Source organism: Moraxella sp. CTOTU49097 (genome assembly GCF_032064105.1).
In the GTDB taxonomy this organism is placed as follows: Bacteria; Pseudomonadota; Gammaproteobacteria; order Pseudomonadales; family Moraxellaceae; genus Faucicola; species Faucicola osloensis_B.
Genome location: NZ_DAMBOA010000001.1, coordinates 230,929 through 253,424, shown reverse-complemented (window position 1 = coordinate 253,424; position 22,496 = coordinate 230,929). Strand labels below are relative to the sequence as shown.

Sequence of the window (22,496 nt, the reverse complement as noted above, 5' to 3'; positions counted from 1 at the left end):
CTTGTTTGGTTATCATTTTAAAAAAATATTTTAGGGGTAAACAGATGAAAAGTAAAACCATCAAAAAATTTAAATGACAGTTTTTTGTTATTTTGTACTAGTATACTGATACAATAGTTGTTATACTGTTGTGGTAGGATATGCAGATATCCAAACAGAGTTTAAACATTGACAAAATATTTTATCAACTGCCAAACTAAAAGTAGGCTTTCCTACTCACGGAAGTAATGACATTATAATTTTTTTGGTTTATAGTGATTTTTTAAATTTTTGCCAACAGCCTGTGAGAATTATGACAACTTTTGCCAAAACTGATATCGCTGATGTAGATAATGTGAATATTGAAGCAATTTTACCGCTAGTGACGCCTGCGGAATTAAAAAACGCACTACCATTGAGCCCCAAAGCTATCGAGACTGTGACCAAAGGTCGCGAAACCGTGCGTAATATTTTAGACGGTAAAGACAAACGTTTATTGATGGTGATTGGCCCCTGCTCGATTCATGACGTCAACGCTGCGCATGAATACGCCGATAAACTGTTGGCTTTATCCAAAGAAATTGAAGACAGTATTTATGTGGTGATGCGTGTGTATTTTGAAAAACCCCGTACCACAGTGGGCTGGAAAGGCTTAATCAATGACCCAGACATGAATGATAGCTTTGATATCAATAAGGGCTTGCGTGTTGCGCGCAAACTGCTGCTTGATTTGAATGAAAAAGGTTTACCTTGTGCAACCGAAGCGCTTGATCCCAATACACCGCAGTATATCCAAGATTTAATTAGTTGGTCAGCCATTGGCGCACGTACTACTGAGAGTCAGACTCACCGCGAGATGTCTTCAGGTCTGTCTTGTCCAGTCGGCTTTAAGAACGGTACTGACGGTGGTATGACAGTGGCGGTCAATGCCATGCAAGCGGTCAAATCTGGTCATAGCTTTTTAGGTCTATCTGCCGATGGTCTGGTGTCTATCATTCAATCAAAAGGTAATCCATACGGTCATGTGGTGCTTCGTGGCGGTAATGGCAAACCCAACTATGATGCAACTGCCGTTGCCCAAGCAGAAAATGAACTTGCCAAAGGTAAAGTCTCAGGCAAAATCATGATCGACTCAAGCCATGCCAATTCAAATAAAGACCCTTACCTGCAACCGATGGTCATTCAAAATATCGCTGAGCAAATCAAACACAGTAATCGCTCGATTATTGGGATGATGGTTGAAAGTCATCTTAAAGGCGGTCGTCAAGATTTGACCGCGGATTTGAGCCAGCTTGAATATGGCAAGTCTATTACCGATGGCTGTATCGATTGGGATACCACGGTCAAAGCGATGCATGATTTACGTGATGCCATTAAAGATGTATTACCCACTCGCGAGTTGAATGAGTAACTGTTATTTTTTTAAGTGATTAGTAATGAGTAAGTGATTATTAATTGTTAATTGACTCTAGTTTTTCAGATAGCTGATTAAAACGCCCTGTGTTACTTGTTTAGTCGCAGGGCGTTTTTTTATTAAAGCTTTAGCTCACTTGTGCTTTGCGTGCCACCTTCCCCGCGTCGGCTTTTAAGTTTGATTTGCAACCGCAGTTCGTTGGCAGAGTCGGCATTGCGAATTGCTTCATCATACGAAATAGCGCCTTCATCGTATAGATCAAATAAGGCTTGGTCAAAGGTTTGCATACCCAACTCCCGAGATTTGGTCATCAGCGCTTTAATTTCATGAAAATTACCCTTTAATATCAAATCCGCCATCAATGGGGTATTAAGCATAATTTCTACCGCTGCCCGACGACCTTTACCATCTTCTGTACGAATCAAACGCTGCGAAATGATAGCTTTCATATTCGATGACAAGTCCATCAGCAATTGGTTACGACGCTCCTCTGGAAAAAAGTTGATAATACGATCTAAGGTTTGATTGGCATTATTGGCATGCAAAGTGCCTAAACATAAGTGACCTGTTTCAGCAAATGCAATGGCGTTTTCCATAGTTTCAGTATCACGAATTTCCCCAATCAAAATCACATCAGGCGCTTGGCGCAAGGTGTTTTTGAGTGCGTTATGCCATGAATGACTATCCACGCCTACTTCACGGTGGGTGATCATGGATTGTTTGTGTTTGTGCACATATTCTACTGGGTCTTCGACGGTGATGATGTGACCTGCGGAGTTTTCATTACGATGGTCAATCATTGCCGCCAGCGATGTTGATTTACCTGACCCCGTTCCCCCTACGACCAGCACTAACCCACGTTTTTCCAAGATAATTTTTTTGAGCTGCTCAGGTAGTAGCAACTGTTTAAAGTTGGGTATTTCTGCCGTAATGGTACGAATCACCATACCGACTTGTAATTGCTGCTGAAACACATTAACCCGAAATCGCGATACATTGGGCACATTTATCGCAAAGTTGCACTCAAGATTGGTTGCAAATTCTTCGCGCTGTTTTTGGTTCATCAAACTATAGGCAAACAGTTTGGTTTTTTCAGCCGTCAGTGGTTGTTTATTGAGCGGCTTCATGAGCCCGTGATATTTAATACTGGGTGGAAAATCCGCTGAGATAAATAAATCAGAACCACCGATTTCTACCACTTTGGACAGCATATTAAACATGACTGTTTTGGCTTCATGTAATGTTTCTTCGGCAACGCTGATTAAAGATTCATTATGATTCATATAGGATATTCCTAACAATAAATGAAAGCAGATTATTTGGTCACAGCACTATGCTTGCTTGCTTGAAATACTTGTGAAACTTATTTGCTATGCTGGTGAAAATTGATAGATACATATACAAAATTTACGTTAAAAAAATGACCCGTTTAGTCTCTCATCCTTGCCTATCTTTGACGGCACGCCTTGATAAAGCATTGATAAAGCAGTTTGCGTTTGATATCTATCAAGGTCAATTTTTGCAGAGTTTGTTGCTGATAGTCAGATGCAACTAGCTACCATTGGTTTTTCCTATTTAGGGCATTGGCAGTCTATAGCGCATAAAACGCTTGCCATGTTGATAAAAATTTCAATTTTTGTCAATAAAATTAGTAATGCGGCGGTTTATCGCTCAACAAATCAAACGGCTGAATTTGTGAGCCTTGCGTTTGAGTTTCCAATTTTTGATAAAGTAGCTGTAATTGCCGTTGTTGGTCAGCAATTAGCTGGCTTTGCTCGGTGACGATATTATCAAGTTTATCCACTGTATCTTCCATAAACAGCACTTGCGTTTGTAAATCAATCAACGCTTGGGTTAATTTTTCTACCATGGTAACCAACCCGTTTTCATCGCTTGCCTGTTTTTGGTGATCTTTTTCGCTCATTTAGAATGCCTCATAACTTTCCCCACAATTTTTTGCCATAAAGTCTGCTACAATAGCCGCATTTTCCTATTATACAAACATTTTTACTAAACTTTGAGAAAGTTATGGCACTGATTCATTTACGAGATATTCATTTGGCATTTGGTATTGCACCGATTTTGGACGGTATTGATTTTAATATCGAACAAGGCGAACGCGTGTGTTTGATTGGGCGCAATGGTGAAGGTAAATCAACTTTGTTTAAGGTCATTAGCGGTCAAGTCAAGGCTGACAGTGGCGAATTCCAAATCAGTGGCAATTTAAAAATTGCCATGCTCGAGCAAGACATTCCAGAAACGTCGGGCAAAGTCAGCGACATCGTTATGGCTGGTGCAGGCGATGTGGCAACATGGCTGACAGCCTACGAGCAAGCCAGTGATAAATGCGCTAGTGGTGATATGAAAGCCTGTGAATTGATGTCAGATTTGCAGCATAAAATTGATGATGCCCATGGTTGGGACTTGACCCGCGAAGTACAGACCATGCTGTCCATGATGAACTTGGACGGCGACGCTGATATTAGTGAATTATCGGGCGGTCGCAAACGCCGTGTGCTGCTTGCCCGTGCGCTGATTACCAAACCTGATGTGCTACTACTTGACGAGCCGACCAACCATTTGGATGTCGAAAGTATCGAATGGCTTGAGCAATTTTTACAAAACGCGCAAGGATTAACCCTGCTGTTTATCTCGCATGACCGCTCGTTTATTGACAAAATCGCCACCCGCATTGTCGAACTTGACCGCGGTATATTGCGCAGTTATGACGTCACTAAACAAGCAGGCAATGTCAATAAAGGCTATGCCCGCTACCAAGAACTTAAAGAACAACAACTGAGTGCCGAAGAAAAAGCCAATGCCAATTTTGATAAAAAACTGGCTGAAGAGGAAGTGTGGATTCGTCAAGGTATCAAAGCGCGCCGGACCCGCAATGAAGGTCGCGTGCGCGCGTTAAAGGCGCTGCGTGAAGAACGTAAATCCCGCCGTGAGCAAGTCGGACAAGTTAACATCAGCATGAACGATGGCGACAACAGCGGCAAATTGGTTGCCAATGTCAAACATCTCAATCTAGGTTATGGTGATAAAACTTTGGTAAAAGATTTCACCACCAGCATCATGCGTGGTGACCGTATTGGTATTATCGGTAAAAACGGTGTCGGTAAATCCACGCTCATTCATGCGATTTTGGATATTCCACAGCCTGATATTACCAAATCTGGCTCAGTAAAATTAGGCACCAATCTACAAATTGCCTTTCTTGACCAACTGCGTGACCAACTTGATCTAGAAGCGACCGTGGTACAAAACGTCGCAGAAGGTTCTGATTTTGTAGAAGTGGCGGGTAAAAAGAAACATATCATTGGCTATTTGCAAGATTTCTTATTTGCCCCAGAACGTGCCAGAACACCGGTCAAAGCCTTGTCAGGCGGTGAGCGTAACCGCGTTTTGCTGGCCAAACAGCTACTAAAACCTGCAAATATCTTGGTACTTGATGAGCCGACCAACGACTTGGATATGGCAACCCTAGAGCTGTTAGAAGAAGCTGTCGATAGCTTTAATGGCACCATCTTACTGATTAGCCATGACCGTACCTTTATGGATAATGTCGTAACATCAACTTGGGTTTTTGATGAAGATAGCGATGGCAATGGCATTGTCAAAGAATATGTCGGCGGCTATCAAGACTATTTGACGCAAAAATCCCGTGAACAAGCGATTAAACCCAAAGCGGACAAATCAGAAAAGACAACAGCAAAGCCCAAAGAAGCCATTAACACTGATGCGCCAAAAACTGATACAGTGAAGAAAAAGCTGAGCTACAAAGAACAGCGTGAATTAGACAGTTTACCCAATGAAATCGCGCTACTGGAGCAAGAGCAAGCTGAACTTCAAGACAAATTAGCTGATGGCAGCTGGTTTGTGAGCGATATGGCAGCCGCTACCCAAGCCAGTGAACGACTCAACGAGATTGATGATTTGCTACTTGAAAAAATGGCACGTTGGTCAGAACTTGATGATTAAGACAAGTAAACAATTTATAAAGGCAAAGTTAGCAATTAACTTTGCCTTTTTTTATCTTTTATATTAGTTAATATTGACAATAACCAATATAATGTAATTTATACTTGAAAATAGCTTTTTTGCTCCTATATTAAAGCTATCAATAAGGAGAAAAATCATGGCCATGCAAAATAGCAAGCAAAATAGCAATAAGACTTACCGACAAGTCGACAAAATTCATGCCGCCCCACGCCCCCATTGGGTGGGTGATGGTTTTCATGTCAACCCGATGTTCAATCACATGGTGGGTGATAAACGCACCGACCCTTTTTTAATGCTCGACTATGCAGCAAAACAATATTTTGAACCCAATGCTCAAGCCCCTCGCGGTGTCGGACAACATCCACACAAAGGGTTTGAAACGGTAACTATCGCCTATGCAGGTGAAGTCTCTCACCGTGATTCTAGTGGCGGTGGCGGTACTATTAAGACAGGTGACGTGCAATGGATGACGGCAGGCAATGGCGTGATTCATGAGGAATTTCACTCCCCTGAATTTAGCCAAGCAGGCGGTGATTTTAGTATGGTACAGCTTTGGGTCAATCTACCTGCCAAAGATAAAGCCACGCCTGCCAAATACCAACATCTTGCCAATGATGACATGGCGGTGGTCAGTCTGCACGATGATGAAGGACTGCATGCAGGACAAGTTAAGGTAATTGCGGGGGAGTTTACCCCTACTATCAATACTCACGCCCCCCAACAGGGTGACAGTAAGGCACGCGGCATTGGCACGACTTTTACCCCCATTAACTTGTGGGATATCAGTATTGAACCCAATCGCTCGATAGAAGTCGCGATTTCTCGCACCCACAATTTGTTGTTATTGTCGATGCAAGGCGATGTGATCATCAACGCTGATCACGACCAGCAAGCACACGCCAATCAATTAATCACTTTTGAGATTGAAAGTGGCGAAACGGGCGAAGATTTTGTACGCTTAACGGCGGGCAAAGCGGGAGCGAAAATCTTGCTGATGAGTGGTGAGCCGATTAATGAGCCTGTGGTGGGTTATGGGCCTTTTGTGATGAATAGCCAAGCCGAAATCCGTCAAGCTATCTTAGATTTTAATGCGGGAAAATTCGGCGATATTCAATAAATTTTTCGGTTAAAAAAAGCGATATCATGGATTTGATATCGCTTTTTTATTACTTACTTTATCTTGATTATTTATCATGATTATTTATCTAGGTAAGTGCAAAGATAAGCCGTTTCTTCGTCAATTTTTACCTTGAATTTTTGGTTGGCATCGACGGTAAAGGTTTCATTGGCTTTAAAAGTTTGCCAGTCAGTTTGGTCTGGCAACAATGCCGAGATAGCCCCGCTAATGACGGTCATGGTTTCAAATTGACTCGTGCCAAACTCGTATTCGCCTACTTTCATCACGCCCACGGTCGCAGGTAAGGTGGCTGTTTGAAAACCGATTGATGCCACATTCCCATCAAAATATTGATTGACTTTTAGCATAGTTATTCCTCAAAATTAGCTGCTATAAACCGATTATCATAAACTTTTTTGCCCAATTATCAATCCTATTTTCCAAAAACACTGGCAAAACTGCCAAAATTTGGCAAATACTTTTACCACAATTTTTGTAGTATTTTTATATCAATTATTCCTTAACAACTAAAACTTCCTATTTTTATGCTATATTCATTTTTTTACCACAGTTGTTATGTTTGCACGCACTTGGCTTGTATTAATTGAGGTTATTGCTCTATGTATGTTAAATATTCGTCGTCTATCGTCGCTTTATCGCTCTGTTTGTCGCATCGTTTGGTTGGTCAAAAACTGGCATTGCCTGTCAGCTTAGCGGCATTGTTGGCAGCCTGTTCATCAGCACCTATTCAGACCCAACCCCAAAAACTACCAGGTACCTTGCCGACTTCCCCTGTGGTGATTACGGCACCCCCGAAAGTCACGCCCGTGCCACCTGTGACTGTTCCCACCAATCAATATAGTAGCTTTTATCAGTGGAAATCGGATTTTATTGAACGCGCCGTGCAAAAAGGTTATCCCCGTGCAGATGTTGAACGCTTGCTATCTAGTGCCAACTACAGCGAGCAAGTGGTATCACTGGATAAAGGACAGCCTGAATTTGCCAAAATGCCTTGGGAATATATCGATGGTGCCGCATCGAGTGGTCGTGTCAGTGGGGGTCAGCGCAATTTTGCCAGCCAAAGCGCCCTACTTGATCGCATTGAAAATCAGTATGGTGTGCCAGCCTCTATTGTGACTGCCATTTGGGGCATGGAATCTTCTTACGGTCAAGGCACAGGCAACTCATCACTGGTCAATAGTTTGGCGACCCTGGCATATGATGGTCGCCGCCGCAGTTTTGCAGAGGATCAGCTGCTCGCGCTGTTGTCGCTGCTTGAGCGTGGTGATATTAATTGGTCGCAACTGCGCGGCTCTTGGGCAGGTGGCATGGGACATACCCAATTTATTCCCAAAACTTGGTTAGATGAAGCAGTAGATGGCAATGGTGATGGTCATCGTAACCCTTGGAATACCGCTGATGCATTAGCTTCTACCGCAAGCTATCTTAAAAATGCCGGCTGGCAACGTGGTATGGGCTCGTACTATGAGGTACGATTACCAAATGGTTTTGATTATCGCCAAGTCAGTACCAAAAAAACCATGGCGGACTGGCAAAATTTAGGCATTCAATTTATCACCCCAAATGCGCCCATGGATGCGATGGCAGAATTGTGGCTCCCTGCGGGTAAAGAGGGTCCTGCGATTTTATTAACCAAAAATTTTGATGCCATTAAGGTATACAATAATTCCTCCAATTACGCCATGGGGGTAAGCTTACTTGCCAAAGCCATTATCGGGCAGCCAGGTTTACAGCAATCTTGGCCGCGCTATGAGCAGCCACTTGCTACTTATGAAGTACGCCAACTTCAACAGCGTTTGACGGCAATGGGCTATGATACTAAAGGGTCAGATGGCGTCGTAGGCACCAATACCAAATTAGCATTTCAGCGCTGGCAAGCCGACCACAACCAAATCCCAGATGGATTTATCTCAAAACGCTCGGCAAGCGGGCTGATTAATTAATGGATTTATTCATAAAAAAGCCACCGAATGATTCAGGTGGCTTTTTTATTTAATTATCCATACTAAATTCTTCAGCGTAGCTATTCCAACCAAGTTTGGTACGGCAAGCTTCAAAAAAATCCACCCCAGGTGGGTGTAATAACGTGAGTTTGTTCGGATGCTTGTGAATCACTAAACGCTGGTTTTGGTTAAGCGGCACCGATGGTTTCCCATCTGCACTCACCATCGGCTGGGTGCGGTTATCTTTATGGATGCGGATTTTGATTTCGCTGTTGCCGCTGACCACAATCGGGCGGCTTGATAAGGTATGTGGATGCATGGGCACCAGACAAATGGCATCCATACTAGGATGAATAATCGGCCCGCCACCTGATAGCGCATAAGCGGTGGAACCCGTCGGTGTGGAGGCAATCAGACCATCACTGTGCTGACGATAGACATTAAGCCCATCAATTTTTAAATGAAAATCTAGCATATGCACTGACTTGCCTGCATGCAGCACAATGTCATTTAGCGCCATATCTTCATAAATCACATGTGCACCTTGACGGATTTCCATCTTTAGCAAGAATCGATCTTCAAGCTGATAATGACCTTGTAAAATACTGGTCAATTTTACGTTTAAATCATCAGGATAAATGTCAGTTAAAAACCCTAAACGTCCGCGGTTCACCCCCACTACTGGCACTTTGTGTTTGACGAGTACTTGCGCCGCATGTAGCAGCGAGCCATCACCACCGACCACAATGACCAAATCACAAGCACCGCCGAGCAAACTACGCTCAATCGTAGCAATCTCGCCTAGGCGTGCAAAATCTAATGCCGGCAACCGTGCCGTTTGATGGTCAATTAATAAAGGCAACCCTTGCTCATGAAAAAAGTCACAAATTTGGTAGATACTTTGAATGACACTTGGCTTGTTGGCACGACCCATAATGCCGATACGCCCAAAGGCAGGATTGGGAATAAGTGTGGACGTCATAGCAGAAAATTAACTGATAAAGATTAAGCTATTTTATCACAGCTTACTGGCTCACGTTATGCCCAATCAGTATTTTATATTACAAAATTGCTAATCTTCGTTGTGCAGTTAATGTATACAAACTCATTGCTATTTGCTAATTTAAGGCGATCGATATATAACTAACTTTTGAAAGTTTTTAACTCTTGGGAGCAAATTTTTATGGCAAATCCGATTATATCTCGTGCTGAACTTGCGGTTAGTACGACACCGATGACGGTCAAAGGGGTCATTCGAAAAACCTCTTTTCTGCTAGGTCTGACGACGTTATCGGGTGTTGGATTTTTTGGCTATTGCCTAGCTAGTGGCGTCACTTCAGGTTTTGTTAGTGTAGCGGCTTTAGCCAGTATCTTGGTGGCTTTTGTATTGAGTATGGTAATTATCTCAAAACCCCACATAGCTAAAACACTGGCAATTCCTTATGCAATTTTAGAGGGCATCGTGATTGGCGCGATTTCTCTCTTTGCTAGCATCAAGTTTCCCACAGTTGCGCCGACGGCGTTGGTCGCAACTTTTGTAACCGCTGCAGTGATGCTGGCGCTTTATCGCAGTGGCGTGATTAAAGTCACCCAAAAATTTCGTTCTGTGATGATGTCTGCTGTGATTGCTATTATGCTGGTGTATCTGGTACAAATCGGGTTTAGCCTATTTGGTAGCTCACTGCCGTATTTGTTTAGCGGTGGCGTGGTGGGTATTGGTTTTAGCTTGCTGGTGATTGTGATTGCATCACTGAGCTTGTTATTAGATTTTGATAGCGTTGAGCGAGCTTATGCTGCAGGGGTGGATGAAAGCTATGAATGGGTACTAAGCGTTGGTATCTTATCAACACTGGTATGGATGTACATTGAATTTGTGCGTTTACTGCGTTCACTGCAAAACTAAGTTTTATCAAATAAAAAACACGGTTTAAAGTACCGTGTTTTTTATGGCTTGTAGTTTAAGGTAATAAGCGTTCCATCACCCATTGCTCGTCAGCTAGCGAATAAACAATGCGGTCGTGCATACGATTGGCTCTACCCTGCCAAAATTCAATTTTTTCTACCGTCAGCAGATAGCCTCCCCAAAATTCTGGTAAAGGAATTGGGTTGTCTCCATACTGCACAGTTAATTGAGCAAATTTGTCTTCCATTACCTCGCGGCTAGCAACCACGCTGCTTTGTGGCTCGCTGACCCAAGCGGCTAATTGGCTATCACGCGGGCGGCTATGAAAATACTGCGCGGATTGTTCACGGCTAACCTTTTGCACAGCGCCGGTAAGACGGATTTGTCTTTCTAGGCTTGGCCAAAAAAATAATGCTTCAGCATTGGGGTTGGTCGCCAAATCACAGCCTTTGGCACTGTCATAATTGGTATAAAACACGAGGCCAATGCCCGCGTTTTCCAATTGGATGATTTCACGCATCAGTAAAGTGCGCACACTTGGCTGCCTATCACGGCCACAAGTCGCCAGTGAAAACGCATACGCTTCCCCTTGCTTGGCATCAATTGCTTGTTGCACCCAAGTTTGTAGTAAGCTAAACGGCTGCTCCGGCAAGTGTGATTCGATAAGCTCGCCTTGCTCATACGATAATCGTTGACTGGTAAAATCAATACTCATGTTTTATCCTTATAAAATGTCAACTTTACGCCATCACTTGGCGTACTTTTTCAGCAAGTTCATTGGCTAGCATATCACACTCAATCTCATCATCGCTTTCGACCATTACCCGAATCAATGGCTCTGTACCTGATTGACGAATCAGTAAACGACCCCGTCCTGTCAATTTTTCTTCGGCATCTTTAAACGCATTTGCCAATTCTGGGAAGGTGTAGGGATCTTGTTTTTGCGCCAATCTGACATTGACCAATTTTTGTGGTAGCTGCGTATAACCCTTCATCAGCTCTGATAATGATTGTTTGCTCTGCGCCATCACCGCAAGCACTTGTAGACCTGCTACAATGGCATCGCCCGTACTGGCTTTATCTAGGGTTAAAATATGACCTGATGACTCACCGCCCAGTACCCAGCCATTTTTTTCAAGCCCTTGCATGACATAGCGGTCGCCGACTTTGGCGCGTTCAAAGGCAATGCCCGCTTTGTCAAACGCCAATTGTAGACCCATGTTGGTCATCAAGGTACCTACCACGCCATCGACTTGTTGCTCTGCTTGGGTGGCTAAAATATATAAAATGCCGTCACCATCAACCAACTCGCCTTTTTCATTGACCATGATGATACGGTCGCCATCGCCATCTAAGGCAATACCCACTTGGGCCTCATGGTCAAGCACCGCTTGTTGCAAGTTTGCCGGATGGGTAGAGCCGACATTGTCGTTGATATTAATGCCATCGGGTTTATCGCCAATGGCAATGACGGTTGCACCTAACTCACGTAATACACGGGGTGCGACGCTGTATCCTGCTCCATTGGCACAGTCAACGACGATTTTTAGGGCATTTAAATTTAGGTTATAGGGGAAAGTACCCTTACAAAACTCGATATAGCGACCTTTGGCATCTTCCACACGATAACTTTTGCCTAGCGCTTCTGGTGCGTCAATGACGACATTGATATCTTTGATTTCATCGATTTTTTCATTGATGGCTTGCTGAATTTCATCTGACAGCTTTTTGCCTTCATTGGAGAAAAATTTGATACCGTTGTCATAAAACGGATTGTGGGATGCGGATATCACCACGCCCGCATCAGCGTGAAAACTTCGGGTCAAATGCGCGATGGCAGGGGTTGGAATAGTGCCTAGCATATGCACATCTACCCCTGCGGCGTTAAATCCTGCTTGCAGACAGGCTTCAATAACATAGCCAGAGAGCCGCGTATCTTTACCAATGACGACATTGGGACGATGATTTTCGTTCGGGGCTGCTTGGTTGGCTAGCAGCACTTTACCCGTGGCATAGCCTAATTTGATTAAAAACTGCGGATGTATCGGAAATTCCCCAAACTTACCACGAATACCATCAGTACCAAAATAACTCATTTAATTCTCCTTTGTCGCCCGTTGTTGTTATCACAATATAAAATTTTAGCATAGCAAAATTTCACGCATGTTGCGATATCTGTTTGTTTTTATGGGTGATGGCGCAACACGTTACTTTAAGCTATAAAAACTTTGGGCGATAAATTGGGCCATAAAAAAAAACTGGGTAGTTAACCCAGTTTTAGCGCAATCAACCTATCACTTAGTTTACACGGTAATTCGGTGCTTCTTTGGTGATTTGCACGTCATGTACGTGAGATTCTTTCATACCGGCCGAAGTCACACGCACAAATTGTGGTTTGCTACGCATTTCTTCAATATTGGCACAGCCTGTATAACCCATTGACGAACGTAAGCCACCGGCTAATTGGTTGATGATACCGTTCATTGGACCTTTGTAAGGGACGCGACCTTCGATACCTTCGGGTACCAATTTTTCTACCCCTTCTTTGGCGTCTTGGAAATAACGATCGGATGAGCCGTTTTGTCCTGACATCGCACCTAGCGAACCCATACCGCGGTAGGCTTTGTAGTAGCGACCTTGGAATAGCTCAACCTCCCCTGGCGCTTCTTCGGTACCTGCAAGTAGAGAACCCACCATGATACAAGAGGCACCCGCTGCTAACGCTTTTGCCATATCGCCTGAAAAACGGATGCCACCATCGGCTATCAGTGGAATGTCATTTTTTAGCGCATCAGCCACGTTGCTAATCGCTGAAATTTGCGGCACGCCAATACCTGCGATAATACGCGTGGTACAGATAGAGCCCGGACCGATACCCACTTTGACAGCATCGGCACCCGCGTCACGCAAAGCGAGTGCCGCATCAGCGGTGGCGATATTACCGCCAATCACTTGGATGTTTGGATGGTTCTTTTTCACCCAAGCCACGCGATCAATGACGCCTTTTGAATGACCATGTGCGGTATCTACGACAATCACGTCCACATCGGCAGCGATGAGCGCTTCAACGCGGGCTTCGGTATCTGCCCCCGTACCCACTGCCGCACCAACACGTAAGCGACCTTTGCTATCGCGGCAAGCATTTGGGTTGTTTTCTGCTTTGGTGAAATCATTGACAGTAATCAAGCCTTTTAATTGAAAATTGTCATCCACAACAATCACTTTTTCGATGCGGTGTTCGTGTAGCAGACGTTTAATATTCTCTGTGGGCTCGCCTTCTTTAACTGTCACCAATTTTTCTTTTGGGGTCATGATATTGCGAACAGGCTGGCTTAGGTTATTTTCAAAACGGATATCACGGTGGGTGACGATACCCACGACTTGGTTACCTTCTACCACAGGCACACCGCTGATTTTGTTTTCTTTGGTGATACGAAGCAATTCGCCAACACTGGTATCGGGTGATACGCTGATAGGGTCAACAACCGTACCGGCTTCAAATTTTTTCACCCGGCGTACTTGCATGGCTTGTAAATCAATGTCCATGTTTTTGTGCAAAATACCCATACCGCCAAGTTGGGCAATGGTAATCGCCATTTGCGATTCAGTCACAGTATCCATCGCAGCAGAAACAATGGGTAAATTTAGCTCAATACCGCGCGTCAAACGGGTTTTTAAATCTACCATCTTAGGCAAGACTTCAGAATAAGCAGGTAGTAGTAGCACATCATCAAAGGTAAGTGCTTCATCAACGATTCGTAACATAAAGACCTCGGAGCAGTTAAAAGTAGTTAAATAGTAATTAAAATTTTGTCGTGGTGAAAAATTTGACAGCCAAAAAACCGCAAAAGGCTGAACAGTTCCCTGCCCAGCCTTTGGATTTAGCGTGTTGTCATTGGTATGTTCAATTGACACCATCGTTTAGTTTTTGATTAACCGTCTATTCTAGCTAAAATCGGTTATTTTATCAAGCGATTTAAACCGTGACGGGTTTAAAGCAGCTTAAACGCGGCGCCACGTTGTGCCATTTTTACCGTCTTCTAGCTCAACACCTTGCGCCTTCAAATCATTACGAATTTGGTCAGCTTTGGCAAAGTCTTTGTCCGCCTTGGCTTGCTTGCGCGCTTCGATGAATACTTCAATCTCGCTATCACTTAATCCGGTCGTTTCGCCTACTTTCGCTTGTAAAAAATCGGTTGGATTAAGCTGTAAAATATTAAGCGGTTGTGCCAAATCTTTTAGCAATGTTGCCAACGCCAGCGCTTGGGCATTGCCCTCGTCGGTTTCAAGATTGACGGCTTTGTTGATTTCACGCGCCAGACTAAATAATACGCTCACCGCCCCGGCACTGTTAAAATCATCGCACATCGCTTGATTAAAGGGGGTTTCAAATGGGGTTTTGTCAATCTCGCCGGCTAGTTCGGTGAGGCTTTCTACAGATTTTAATGCTTGATACAGACGCGTGAGGCTAGTTTGGGCTTCTTTAAGCGCGCTATCTGAGAAATTTACCGGACTGCGATAATGACTCGATAAAATAAAAAAACGAATGGTCTCTGGGTGAAACTGCCCCATCACATCGCGAATGGTAAAGAAATTACCCAGTGATTTTGACATTTTCTCGCCGTCAACATTGATAAAGCCCACGTGCATCCAGTTGTTGGCATAGGTTTTACCGGTTGCGCCTTCAGATTGGGCAATTTCGTTCTCGTGGTGCGGAAACTGCAAATCATGCCCGCCGCCATGGATATCGAATGTGTCGCCCAAGCAGCAGGTACTCATCGCCGAGCATTCGATATGCCAACCTGGGCGACCCACACCCCAAGGCGACTGCCATTTGGTTTCTTGCGGCTCTGTTTGTTTGGCAGCTTTCCACAATACAAAGTCAAACGGATTTTTTTTGTCTGTCTCAACATTCACCCGCTCACTGGCACCCGCTTGCATATCGGCTAGGCGACGCTTTGAGAGCTTGCCATACTCAGCAAAATTTTCAACCGCATAATAGACATCGCCCGTTGCGCCTTGATAGGCTAAATTTTTGCTTTCCAGCGTTTGAATTAAATGCTGCATCTGTGGGATAAAATCCGTGGCTTTTGGCTCACTGTTAGGACGCTCACAGCCCAGATTATCCGCATCTTCATGCATGGCTTTGATAAAGCGGTCTGTCAACTGATAGATACTTTCGCCATTGTCCTTAGCGCGGTTAATAATTTTGTCATCAATATCGGTAATATTACGCACATAGTTGACATCATAGCCAATATGACGCAGCCAGCGCACGACCACATCAAAGCCGACCATGACCCGCGCATGACCAATGTGGCAATAATCATACACCGTCATCCCACAGACATACATGCCAACTCTGCCTGCTTCTAAGGGCATGAATGGGCGTTTTTGTCCACTCATCGAGTCATATATGGTAATCGGCATGGGCTGTGTCAGCTGGGTCATGGGATAGTCACCTGTGCAAGTTGGATAAAAAAGACAATCGGTTATCATACCGAAATTTTGTTAAAAGTGCTATGATTTGGCATATTTCACACTTTAAGGTCTCTACAATGGGCAATCGATTATCAAAGATTTACACCCGAACGGGCGATGACGGCACCACTGGCATGGCGGATGGTTCACGGGTGTCTAAGGCAGACTTACGCTTTGACACCATGGGCAAAATTGACTTATTAAACTCACAAATCGGTTTATTGCGAGGCTATCTTAGTCAAGATAACCATACTCAAAACAGCCAAGCCCAACCTAACCATGTCCAACCCAATCATGCCCTATTTGATGCTAAGCTAAGCCGCTTGCAGCATCAGCTTTTCAATCTAGGCGGCGAACTTGCCATGCCCGAGTACCGCGGGATTTTGGCAGAGTATGTGATAGAACTTGAAAATCAAATTGATGAGTGGAACACCCATTTACCACCCCTCAAAGATTTTATCTTGCCTGCAGGCACCCTTGTGACCAGCCAAGTGCATATCGCTCGCTGTTATTGCCGAGATGCTGAGCGCCTACTTGTGGCATTAAACTCGCGGGATGATAATGTCTCACCAATCAGTCTACAGTTTATCAATCGTCTGTCCGATTGGCTGTTTGTATTGGCGCGCGTCGTTGCTCGGTTGGATGCCGGTCAAGAAGTGCTTTGGGATAAAAACACCCTTTCATAACCCTATCACTGTACTTTAAAAACGCTATCCGTTAAAAACACCATACTTAAAAAGCTATGCTGCAATTTGACCAACTGTCTTACCAAATCGACAATCGAACACTCATCAATCATGTTTCAGGTGAAATCCATGACCATGACTTTATTGTCATCACGGGACAGTCGGGTAGCGGCAAATCGTTACTGCTAAAGCTACTAGCAAGCCTATTACCTATGTCAGCAGGTCACATCACCTTAAACGGCAAAAATTTGACCGATTTGACGCCGGCTATTTGGCGCTCACAGGTTGCCTATATTGCGCAACTAAGTGAGATGATTGAGGGCAGCGTCTTAGACAACTTGAGCCTGCCCTTTAGCTTTGCACTTTATAAAGACAAAAAACTCGATGTATCTTGGCACGAGCAGCACCTAGTTAACCTTGGCAAATCACCGCAGTTTTTACAGCAAGATAGCCGCAGCTTATCGGGTGGCGAAAAACAGCTTGTCAATTTATTACGCACGCTACAGTTGCACCCGACCATTTTATTACTCGACGAACCTACCGCCTCCCTTGATACCACTACTACGCACCAAGTCGAAATATTAATTAATCACTGGTATCAGTCCACCCCCAATGCTACCGTCGTGTGGATCAGCCATGAACCGACCCAAATTCAGCGTTTATTGGCGATTGGCACTAGCCACTGGACGATGGCTAATGGTCAATTGATGAATGACGAGTTAACAATCCATAGCAAAGTACCCGCATCCGTAGCACAAGGCAATCAGCCATGATGATGTTAGCTAGCACCATGCCCGCTATCTCCTACCTACAAGTAGCGCTGGCAAGCCTGGCATTACTACTGGTGATGGCAATCAGTGTTTGGTTAAAACTGGGAATCGTCAAATCCCTGCTCATTGCAAGTTTTCGCACGGTGGTTCAACTAAGTCTCATTGGACTGGTACTTGTGTGGATTTTTGCCAGAGAGCAATGGTATGAAGTGTTAGCGATTCTGACTTTTATGTCGATTGTCGCCACTATCGCTGCCAAAAATCGGGTTCAAAAGCCCTATCAAGGTTTATTTTGGGATACGGCGTTGGCGGTGTTTGTCAGTAGTTGGCTGGTGGCTATATTTGGTGGTGGGTGGGTGCTGTCAGATAACGCGGCTACGTGGTTTCGCCCCCAAGTGATGATACCATTATTGGGGCTGGTTTTAGGTAATTCATTGACTGCTGTCTCACTCTCTATGAACCAACTCGTCAGCAGTTTTCATCGCGAACAAAGTATGATTAATACCTATTTGGCATTGTCCGCCACGCCTTGGGAAACTGCAAAACCCTATGTCATCGCTGCCATTCAAAATGGTATCACACCGACGATTAACAGTATGATGGTGGTGGGGTTAGTGAGCTTACCGGGTATGATGACAGGACAAATTTTGGCAGGCGCAGACCCGCACCAAGCCGTGCTTTATCAAATTATTACCCTGTTTTTAATTGCCACCAGCAGTACTTTAGGGTGTACAATAGCGACTTTGCTGATTTTTCGACGGTTTTTTAACTCGCAATGGCAGTTTGTCATTCCACCCACTGCCAAGACTTCTCATTAACCGTTGCATCGCTATCTTTCACTTATTTACTATAAATTCTAATGACCCTGCAAAATTTCTTATTTTTTTTAATCAGTACTTGCCTTATCTCAGCAGCGCCTGGCTCTAATATGCTGTTAGCGTTCCAATTTGGTGTCAATTATGGTATCAAAAAAACCCTGTGGACGTTAGCAGGGCTGAGCATGGGTTTATTTATATTACTAACAACGTCACTGTTAGGGCTAGGGCTTATCAGTACCAACGCGCCTGTTTTATTGACCATTATCAAAGTCGTGGGTGCGCTGTATTTAGCCTATCTTGGGGTGAAATCTTGGCGCGAAGCTGACAGCGAATTGCACAGTGACCAGTTACAGGTCATACCGACCCCCACGCAACTGTTTAAAACAGGGGTTTGGGTGTCGTTGTCCAACCCCAAGGCAATTTTGTTTTTTGCCGCATTTTTCCCCAAATTTATCAATTTTTCCGCGCCTTTACTGCCGCAATACCTCATACTCACGTTGGGGTTTTTTATGATTGAGATAACATGGCAACTGGTTTATACCATGAGTGGCAAAAAACTGTCGGATTGGCTGCAATTGGGCAATCGCTTGATGTGGCTCAATCGATTATGTGGCTTGATATTTATTCTCATTGCCATCGCGCTTGTTACTGAGGTTTTTTGGCATTAGGTTCAAAAAAAATAGCGACGGGCGATATCGACAATCAATTTGAGCGCTATGAGGGTGAGTAGATACGGCAGGATTTTTTCTAGCCATTCTAAACGGATTTTATGGCGCAGTCGGGTACCAAGCCATGAGCCCACGGTTGCCATGATGACCATCATCACTAGCAACTGCCAATAATCGGCAAACACAAAGCCCATCGCCACATAAACTATCAATTTAGCGGTATGCACCACCGTCATCATCAAGGCGCCCGTGGTGACAACGACATTGTTATCATCATAGTACTTATTGAGCATGGCGATATTGAGCGGACCCGGTGTGCCAACAAACACGCCCAAGCCCGTTTGTGCAAATCCGACCAAAAAGAAACTTTCAAAACGGCGAATCACTCGGTTAAAAGTGCTTGACCAAGTTATTAGTAAGATATAAATGCCGATAAATAACGGAATAAGCTCTAAATGGATAAAGCGTACTAACACGCCAAATACCAACAGTCCCGTCGATGAGCCCGCCAAAAATTGCCAAAAATAGGTAAAGTCTAAGGCATCCCGACCAAACCAAGCGCGCGTGGCATTACTGACAAGTTGGGTCACGCCATGCACTGGCACAATCGCTGCTGCAGGCACAAAAAATGGCATCAGTCCAATGAGTATCATGCCGCCGCCCACCCCTGTGATGGCGGTTAGAGCAGAGGTTAATAAATTGGCTAAGGGGAGTAAACTATCATTCAGCATTTTTTACCCTAAAATAAAAAACCCGACATCACATCGGGTTTTTTGATGAATAAGGGTTAGGCATCGTACGGGTCGCGTAGCACGATGGTTTCGGCACGGTCAGGACCTGTTGAGATAATGTCAACGGGACACTCGATAAGCTGCTCAATGCGTTTGATATAAGCTTTGGCATTTTCAGGTAGCTTGTCATACTCTGTCACACCCACGGTGCTCGTTTTCCAACCTGGCAAAGTTTCGTAGATGGGTTTGACATTCTCATAAAACTCCGCATCGCTAGAGCCGCAAACTTCCCCACTTGGCAACTCATAACCCGTGCAGATATTGAGGTGTTCAAGGTCATCTAACACATCAAGCTTGGTCAAGCAGATACCAGATAGTGAGTTTAGTACCACAGCACGGCGTAGAATCGCCGCATCAAACCAACCACAACGACGAGCGCGGCCCGTGGTAGCACCAAATTCCTGACCCACAGTACCGATGTGCTCACCGATATCATCAAATAGCTCAGTTGGGAAAGGACCAGCGCCCACGCGTGTGGTGTAAGCTTTGGTGATACCCAATACATAGTCAAAGTACAAGGGTCCAAGACCGGTGCCCGTCGCCACGCCGCCAGCGGTGGTATTTGAGCTGGTAACGAAGGGATAAGTGCCGTGGTCAACGTCAAGCAACGTACCTTGCGCGCCCTCAAACATTAAGTTTTTGCCTTCTTTGCATAGCTTGTCAAGCTCGCCTGTCACATCAGCCACCAAGTCTTTTAGCGCATCACGCCATTCTTCTGCCAACTTTAAGGTCGCCTCAAAATCGACTGCGTCCACCCCATAATATTGGGTCAAGGCAAAGTTATGAAACTCAAGGTTAGTTTTTAATTTATCGGCAAAGTCAGCTCGCAACAAGTCAGCAAAACGCAACGCACGGCGCGCTACTTTATCTTCGTAGGCAGGGCCAATACCACGACCGGTCGTGCCAATTTTGTTGTTGCCGCGTTTGATTTCACGGGCTTGGTCAAGCGCTACATGCTGTGGCATGATCAGTGGGCAGTTGGGCGAAATACGGAGGCGCTCACGCACAGGCACGCCTGCTTCAACCAGTGATTGCATTTCTTTTAATAGCGCATCTGGGGCTAGCACCACGCCATTACCGATGTAGCAAGTAACCCCTTCACGTAGAATACCCGATGGAATCAAATGTAATACGGTTTTTTTACCGCCAACGACTAAAGTGTGACCGGCATTATGACCGCCTTGATAGCGCGCCACCGCACTGGCTTTTTCAGTCAATAAGTCAACGATTTTGCCTTTACCCTCATCGCCCCACTGGCTGCCAAGGACAACGACGTTTTTTCCCGTATGTTTCATGATAAGTCACCTTTTATCAAAGTAATTGCTAAAAACAAGTTTACAACAGCTTAAAAATTAATTTTCTACCAAATGCTCTAAGTACCAAACCCCATTCGCTAGTTGCAAGCGATGGGTGGTTTGCTCAGGTTCATCGGTTTCATCCAGCGCAATCATCACCCGATGCCCTTCTTGGCGTAGTGAGTCAATCGCTTGTTTGAGCGCTGGCGCATCAGGATGATTGGGTACATGTAAAATAGTTTGTACATGGCTATAAGGCACCACGGTAAAAGGCTGCTCATGTACTTGGATATGATTTTGCCAACGGTTTAGCTCGCAGCTAAACCCCACGCCCGAACGCACGGCATCAGTATTATCAACTTCATGATGAAAATGATTGCTAAAACGACCACCACGAATCAGCGGCAATGACTCATCTGCCACGTACACATTAAAGACAACACCTGTATGATAGTGATATCCCAATCCTGTAACATCGACACTGACATTGGCATCCCAGTGGTCTTCAAGATAGCTCACCAAATAAGTCAAATCAGACAAGGCTTTGGCAATAATAGCATCGTGTTTGGCTTGACTTGAGAGCCGTTCGCTCAGTTTTTGCAAGTCATTACCTGCCTCGCCAAGCACATAAAAATCGTTGGCAAGTTCGCCAAACTGGCTCATTTTGCTGGTCAAAAGTTTTAGCTCAGGTAACGCTTTATTCGCATAGAGCTCAATGAGTTTTTCTTGCAGATGCGTAGGTACACTGGCAAGCTGGCAAAGCTGCTGAAAAATCGCCACATGTCCAATATCAATATGCGAGTGTTCAATCACATCCGTGCTATCTAACAAGTTAAATAGCACATCTAATAGTTCCACTTCACTGGCTAGTGAATCAGTACCAAAAATCTCAGCCCCCAACTGTAGCGGGGTACGCGAACCAAATAAGCCTTTTGGCATGGTATAGATTACGTGCCCTGCATAACAATAGCGGGAAATTGATTTTGATGGGTTACTAGTGTCTTGATTATTGTGTAGACGCGCATCAATCCGCGCAATTTGTGGGGTGATATCTGCGCGTACCCCCATGAGCCGACCGGTTAGCTGATCAATGATTTTAAAAGTTTGTAATTTAACATCTTCAGACGCATAGCCGAGCAAGCTTTCGGTATATTCAATCATAGGTGGGCTAATAAATTCATAGCCATGGCTGATTAAAATACGGGTCAATTGATAACGCAGGGTTTCTTGCTTTACCGCTTCGGTCGATAGTAAGTCGACAACCCCATCGGGTAATAGCCAAGTATTTTTTGTATTAAGATAAAAAGCAGACTGATTTGCCACATTTGTGGAATTTGATGCTAAATTTGACACAATAAATCCTAAGGATGATTAAATGATATATCACTAGACATGACAACAAGCGGCCATATGAAAACATAGACCATGAATTACCATGTAAAATCATAGAATAATCGATGAGAAGGGCACTTACAAAAATAAAATGCAAAGAATAAAAATAAGGGCACTTTTCCTTTTCATTGTATCATAGCTTCACTGGGCTTAGGCATTTTTTTATTGCCCAATTTTTTATGCTAAACTCCTATAAAATTTTTTGAAACTTAT

Annotated in this window: 20 protein-coding genes; 9 read left to right on the top strand and 11 right to left on the bottom strand. The window is 44.3% G+C overall.

Translation table 11 applies throughout. The features are described from left to right. The first annotated feature begins 292 nt into the window (after positions 1–292). Positions 293–1,390, top strand: a complete 1,098-nt coding sequence (locus RT064_RS01185; protein ID WP_313060410.1) for a 3-deoxy-7-phosphoheptulonate synthase — start codon at positions 293–295, stop codon at positions 1,388–1,390. 122 nt (positions 1,391–1,512) lie between these two features. Here the strand turns inward: RT064_RS01185 and RT064_RS01180 are convergent, their stop codons facing one another. Both RT064_RS01180 and RT064_RS01175 read right to left on the bottom strand, forming a co-directional pair. Beyond that, positions 1,513–2,676, bottom strand: coding sequence for a PilT/PilU family type 4a pilus ATPase (locus tag RT064_RS01180; protein ID WP_309592932.1), 1,164 nt, complete (start codon positions 2,674–2,676; stop codon positions 1,513–1,515). A gap of 365 nt (positions 2,677–3,041) precedes the next feature. Next, positions 3,042–3,317, bottom strand: coding sequence for a SlyX family protein (locus tag RT064_RS01175; protein WP_096488841.1), 276 nt, complete (start codon positions 3,315–3,317; stop codon positions 3,042–3,044). 104 nt (positions 3,318–3,421) lie between these two features. Here RT064_RS01175 and RT064_RS01170 point away from each other — a divergent pair, with 104 nt between their 5' ends. Both RT064_RS01170 and RT064_RS01165 read left to right on the top strand, forming a co-directional pair. After that, positions 3,422–5,377, top strand: a complete 1,956-nt coding sequence (locus RT064_RS01170) for an ATP-binding cassette domain-containing protein (RefSeq protein ID WP_313060406.1) — start codon at positions 3,422–3,424, stop codon at positions 5,375–5,377. Between the two features lie 157 nt (positions 5,378–5,534). Continuing rightward, positions 5,535–6,515 (top strand): pirin family protein, encoded by a 981-nt coding sequence (locus tag RT064_RS01165; protein ID WP_203171816.1) that lies wholly within the window; start codon positions 5,535–5,537, stop codon positions 6,513–6,515. A gap of 80 nt (positions 6,516–6,595) precedes the next feature. On the opposite strand, the gene ppnP is transcribed toward RT064_RS01165, so the two are convergent. Then, positions 6,596–6,883, bottom strand: coding sequence for a pyrimidine/purine nucleoside phosphorylase (gene ppnP / locus RT064_RS01160; protein WP_313060402.1), 288 nt, complete (start codon positions 6,881–6,883; stop codon positions 6,596–6,598). A gap of 252 nt (positions 6,884–7,135) precedes the next feature. On the opposite strand from ppnP, the gene RT064_RS01155 reads away from it, so the two are divergent. Next, positions 7,136–8,479 (top strand): lytic murein transglycosylase, encoded by a 1,344-nt coding sequence (locus tag RT064_RS01155; protein ID WP_313060400.1) that lies wholly within the window; start codon positions 7,136–7,138, stop codon positions 8,477–8,479. 49 nt (positions 8,480–8,528) lie between these two features. Here the strand turns inward: RT064_RS01155 and RT064_RS01150 are convergent, their stop codons facing one another. Further along, the gene (locus RT064_RS01150) at positions 8,529–9,461 is read right to left on the bottom strand and encodes an NAD(+) kinase (protein ID WP_050324375.1); all 933 of its coding nucleotides are present in this window, start codon (positions 9,459–9,461) and stop codon (positions 8,529–8,531) included. Positions 9,462–9,662: 201 nt separating this feature from the next. On the opposite strand from RT064_RS01150, the gene RT064_RS01145 reads away from it, so the two are divergent. Next, the gene (locus tag RT064_RS01145) at positions 9,663–10,382 is read left to right on the top strand and encodes a Bax inhibitor-1/YccA family protein (protein WP_007116760.1); all 720 of its coding nucleotides are present in this window, start codon (positions 9,663–9,665) and stop codon (positions 10,380–10,382) included. 55 nt (positions 10,383–10,437) lie between these two features. Here the strand turns inward: RT064_RS01145 and pdxH are convergent, their stop codons facing one another. The 4 genes from pdxH to cysS all read right to left on the bottom strand — a co-directional run bounded on the left by pdxH (position 10,438) and on the right by cysS (position 15,833). Further along, positions 10,438–11,097 carry a pyridoxamine 5'-phosphate oxidase gene (gene pdxH, locus RT064_RS01140; protein WP_313060398.1) on the bottom strand — a complete coding sequence of 220 codons (660 nt, stop codon included), beginning with the start codon at positions 11,095–11,097 and terminating at the stop codon, positions 10,438–10,440. 25 nt (positions 11,098–11,122) lie between these two features. Further along, complete coding sequence (gene glmM, locus RT064_RS01135) at positions 11,123–12,478, bottom strand: phosphoglucosamine mutase (protein ID WP_095355507.1); 1,356 nt, start codon at positions 12,476–12,478, stop codon at positions 11,123–11,125. Positions 12,479–12,680: 202 nt separating this feature from the next. Continuing rightward, complete coding sequence (guaB, locus tag RT064_RS01130; protein ID WP_099833918.1) at positions 12,681–14,147, bottom strand: IMP dehydrogenase; 1,467 nt, start codon at positions 14,145–14,147, stop codon at positions 12,681–12,683. A 237-nt stretch (positions 14,148–14,384) separates the two neighbouring features. Further along, a complete protein-coding gene (cysS, locus tag RT064_RS01125; RefSeq protein ID WP_313060389.1) occupies positions 14,385–15,833 on the bottom strand; it encodes a cysteine--tRNA ligase in 1,449 nt (482 codons plus the stop codon). Between the two features lie 107 nt (positions 15,834–15,940). Between cysS and RT064_RS01120 the strand changes: the two genes are divergently transcribed. Genes RT064_RS01120 through RT064_RS01105 form a run of 4 tightly spaced genes read left to right on the top strand, consistent with a single transcriptional unit; the run spans position 15,941 to position 18,805 of the window. Next, positions 15,941–16,549 (top strand): cob(I)yrinic acid a,c-diamide adenosyltransferase, encoded by a 609-nt coding sequence (locus RT064_RS01120; RefSeq protein ID WP_313060386.1) that lies wholly within the window; start codon positions 15,941–15,943, stop codon positions 16,547–16,549. A 56-nt stretch (positions 16,550–16,605) separates the two neighbouring features. Beyond that, positions 16,606–17,322 (top strand): ABC transporter ATP-binding protein, encoded by a 717-nt coding sequence (locus RT064_RS01115; RefSeq protein WP_313060384.1) that lies wholly within the window; start codon positions 16,606–16,608, stop codon positions 17,320–17,322. Next, positions 17,319–18,137 (top strand): ABC transporter permease, encoded by an 819-nt coding sequence (locus RT064_RS01110; protein WP_313060381.1) that lies wholly within the window; start codon positions 17,319–17,321, stop codon positions 18,135–18,137. Before RT064_RS01115 ends, RT064_RS01110 begins: the two co-directional genes overlap by 4 nt. A 41-nt stretch (positions 18,138–18,178) precedes the next feature. After that, positions 18,179–18,805, top strand: a complete 627-nt coding sequence (locus tag RT064_RS01105) for a LysE family translocator (protein WP_313060379.1) — start codon at positions 18,179–18,181, stop codon at positions 18,803–18,805. Between the two features lie 2 nt (positions 18,806–18,807). On the opposite strand, the gene RT064_RS01100 is transcribed toward RT064_RS01105, so the two are convergent. From RT064_RS01100 to RT064_RS01090, 3 genes are read right to left on the bottom strand one after another with little or no spacing between them, the layout of a single operon-like run. Further along, positions 18,808–19,536 carry a sulfite exporter TauE/SafE family protein gene (locus RT064_RS01100; RefSeq protein WP_313060377.1) on the bottom strand — a complete coding sequence of 243 codons (729 nt, stop codon included), beginning with the start codon at positions 19,534–19,536 and terminating at the stop codon, positions 18,808–18,810. A gap of 56 nt (positions 19,537–19,592) precedes the next feature. Then, entirely contained in the window at positions 19,593–20,891 is a 1,299-nt protein-coding gene (locus tag RT064_RS01095) for an adenylosuccinate synthase (RefSeq protein WP_313060374.1), read from the bottom strand. Positions 20,892–20,948: 57 nt separating this feature from the next. Further along, the gene (locus RT064_RS01090; RefSeq protein WP_313060372.1) at positions 20,949–22,244 is read right to left on the bottom strand and encodes an ATP phosphoribosyltransferase regulatory subunit; all 1,296 of its coding nucleotides are present in this window, start codon (positions 22,242–22,244) and stop codon (positions 20,949–20,951) included. Between the last annotated feature and the right edge of the window lie 252 nt (positions 22,245–22,496).

What these genes read in the sequence shown, in the direction of transcription:
- RT064_RS01185 (WP_313060410.1), top strand. Translation starts at nt 293, where the DNA reads ATGACAACTTTTGCCAAAACTGATATCGCTGATGTAGATAATGTGAAT.
- RT064_RS01180 (WP_309592932.1), bottom strand. Translation starts at nt 2,676, where the DNA reads ATGAATCATAATGAATCTTTAATCAGCGTTGCCGAAGAAACATTACAT.
- RT064_RS01175 (WP_096488841.1), bottom strand. Translation starts at nt 3,317, where the DNA reads ATGAGCGAAAAAGATCACCAAAAACAGGCAAGCGATGAAAACGGGTTG.
- RT064_RS01170 (WP_313060406.1), top strand. Translation starts at nt 3,422, where the DNA reads ATGGCACTGATTCATTTACGAGATATTCATTTGGCATTTGGTATTGCA.
- RT064_RS01165 (WP_203171816.1), top strand. Translation starts at nt 5,535, where the DNA reads ATGGCCATGCAAAATAGCAAGCAAAATAGCAATAAGACTTACCGACAA.
- ppnP (WP_313060402.1), bottom strand. Translation starts at nt 6,883, where the DNA reads ATGCTAAAAGTCAATCAATATTTTGATGGGAATGTGGCATCAATCGGT.
- RT064_RS01155 (WP_313060400.1), top strand. Translation starts at nt 7,136, where the DNA reads ATGTATGTTAAATATTCGTCGTCTATCGTCGCTTTATCGCTCTGTTTG.
- RT064_RS01150 (WP_050324375.1), bottom strand. Translation starts at nt 9,461, where the DNA reads ATGACGTCCACACTTATTCCCAATCCTGCCTTTGGGCGTATCGGCATT.
- RT064_RS01145 (WP_007116760.1), top strand. Translation starts at nt 9,663, where the DNA reads ATGGCAAATCCGATTATATCTCGTGCTGAACTTGCGGTTAGTACGACA.
- pdxH (WP_313060398.1), bottom strand. Translation starts at nt 11,097, where the DNA reads ATGAGTATTGATTTTACCAGTCAACGATTATCGTATGAGCAAGGCGAG.
- glmM (WP_095355507.1), bottom strand. Translation starts at nt 12,478, where the DNA reads ATGAGTTATTTTGGTACTGATGGTATTCGTGGTAAGTTTGGGGAATTT.
- guaB (WP_099833918.1), bottom strand. Translation starts at nt 14,147, where the DNA reads ATGTTACGAATCGTTGATGAAGCACTTACCTTTGATGATGTGCTACTA.
- cysS (WP_313060389.1), bottom strand. Translation starts at nt 15,833, where the DNA reads ATGACCCAGCTGACACAGCCCATGCCGATTACCATATATGACTCGATG.
- RT064_RS01120 (WP_313060386.1), top strand. Translation starts at nt 15,941, where the DNA reads ATGGGCAATCGATTATCAAAGATTTACACCCGAACGGGCGATGACGGC.
- RT064_RS01115 (WP_313060384.1), top strand. Translation starts at nt 16,606, where the DNA reads ATGCTGCAATTTGACCAACTGTCTTACCAAATCGACAATCGAACACTC.
- RT064_RS01110 (WP_313060381.1), top strand. Translation starts at nt 17,319, where the DNA reads ATGATGATGTTAGCTAGCACCATGCCCGCTATCTCCTACCTACAAGTA.
- RT064_RS01105 (WP_313060379.1), top strand. Translation starts at nt 18,179, where the DNA reads ATGACCCTGCAAAATTTCTTATTTTTTTTAATCAGTACTTGCCTTATC.
- RT064_RS01100 (WP_313060377.1), bottom strand. Translation starts at nt 19,536, where the DNA reads ATGCTGAATGATAGTTTACTCCCCTTAGCCAATTTATTAACCTCTGCT.
- RT064_RS01095 (WP_313060374.1), bottom strand. Translation starts at nt 20,891, where the DNA reads ATGAAACATACGGGAAAAAACGTCGTTGTCCTTGGCAGCCAGTGGGGC.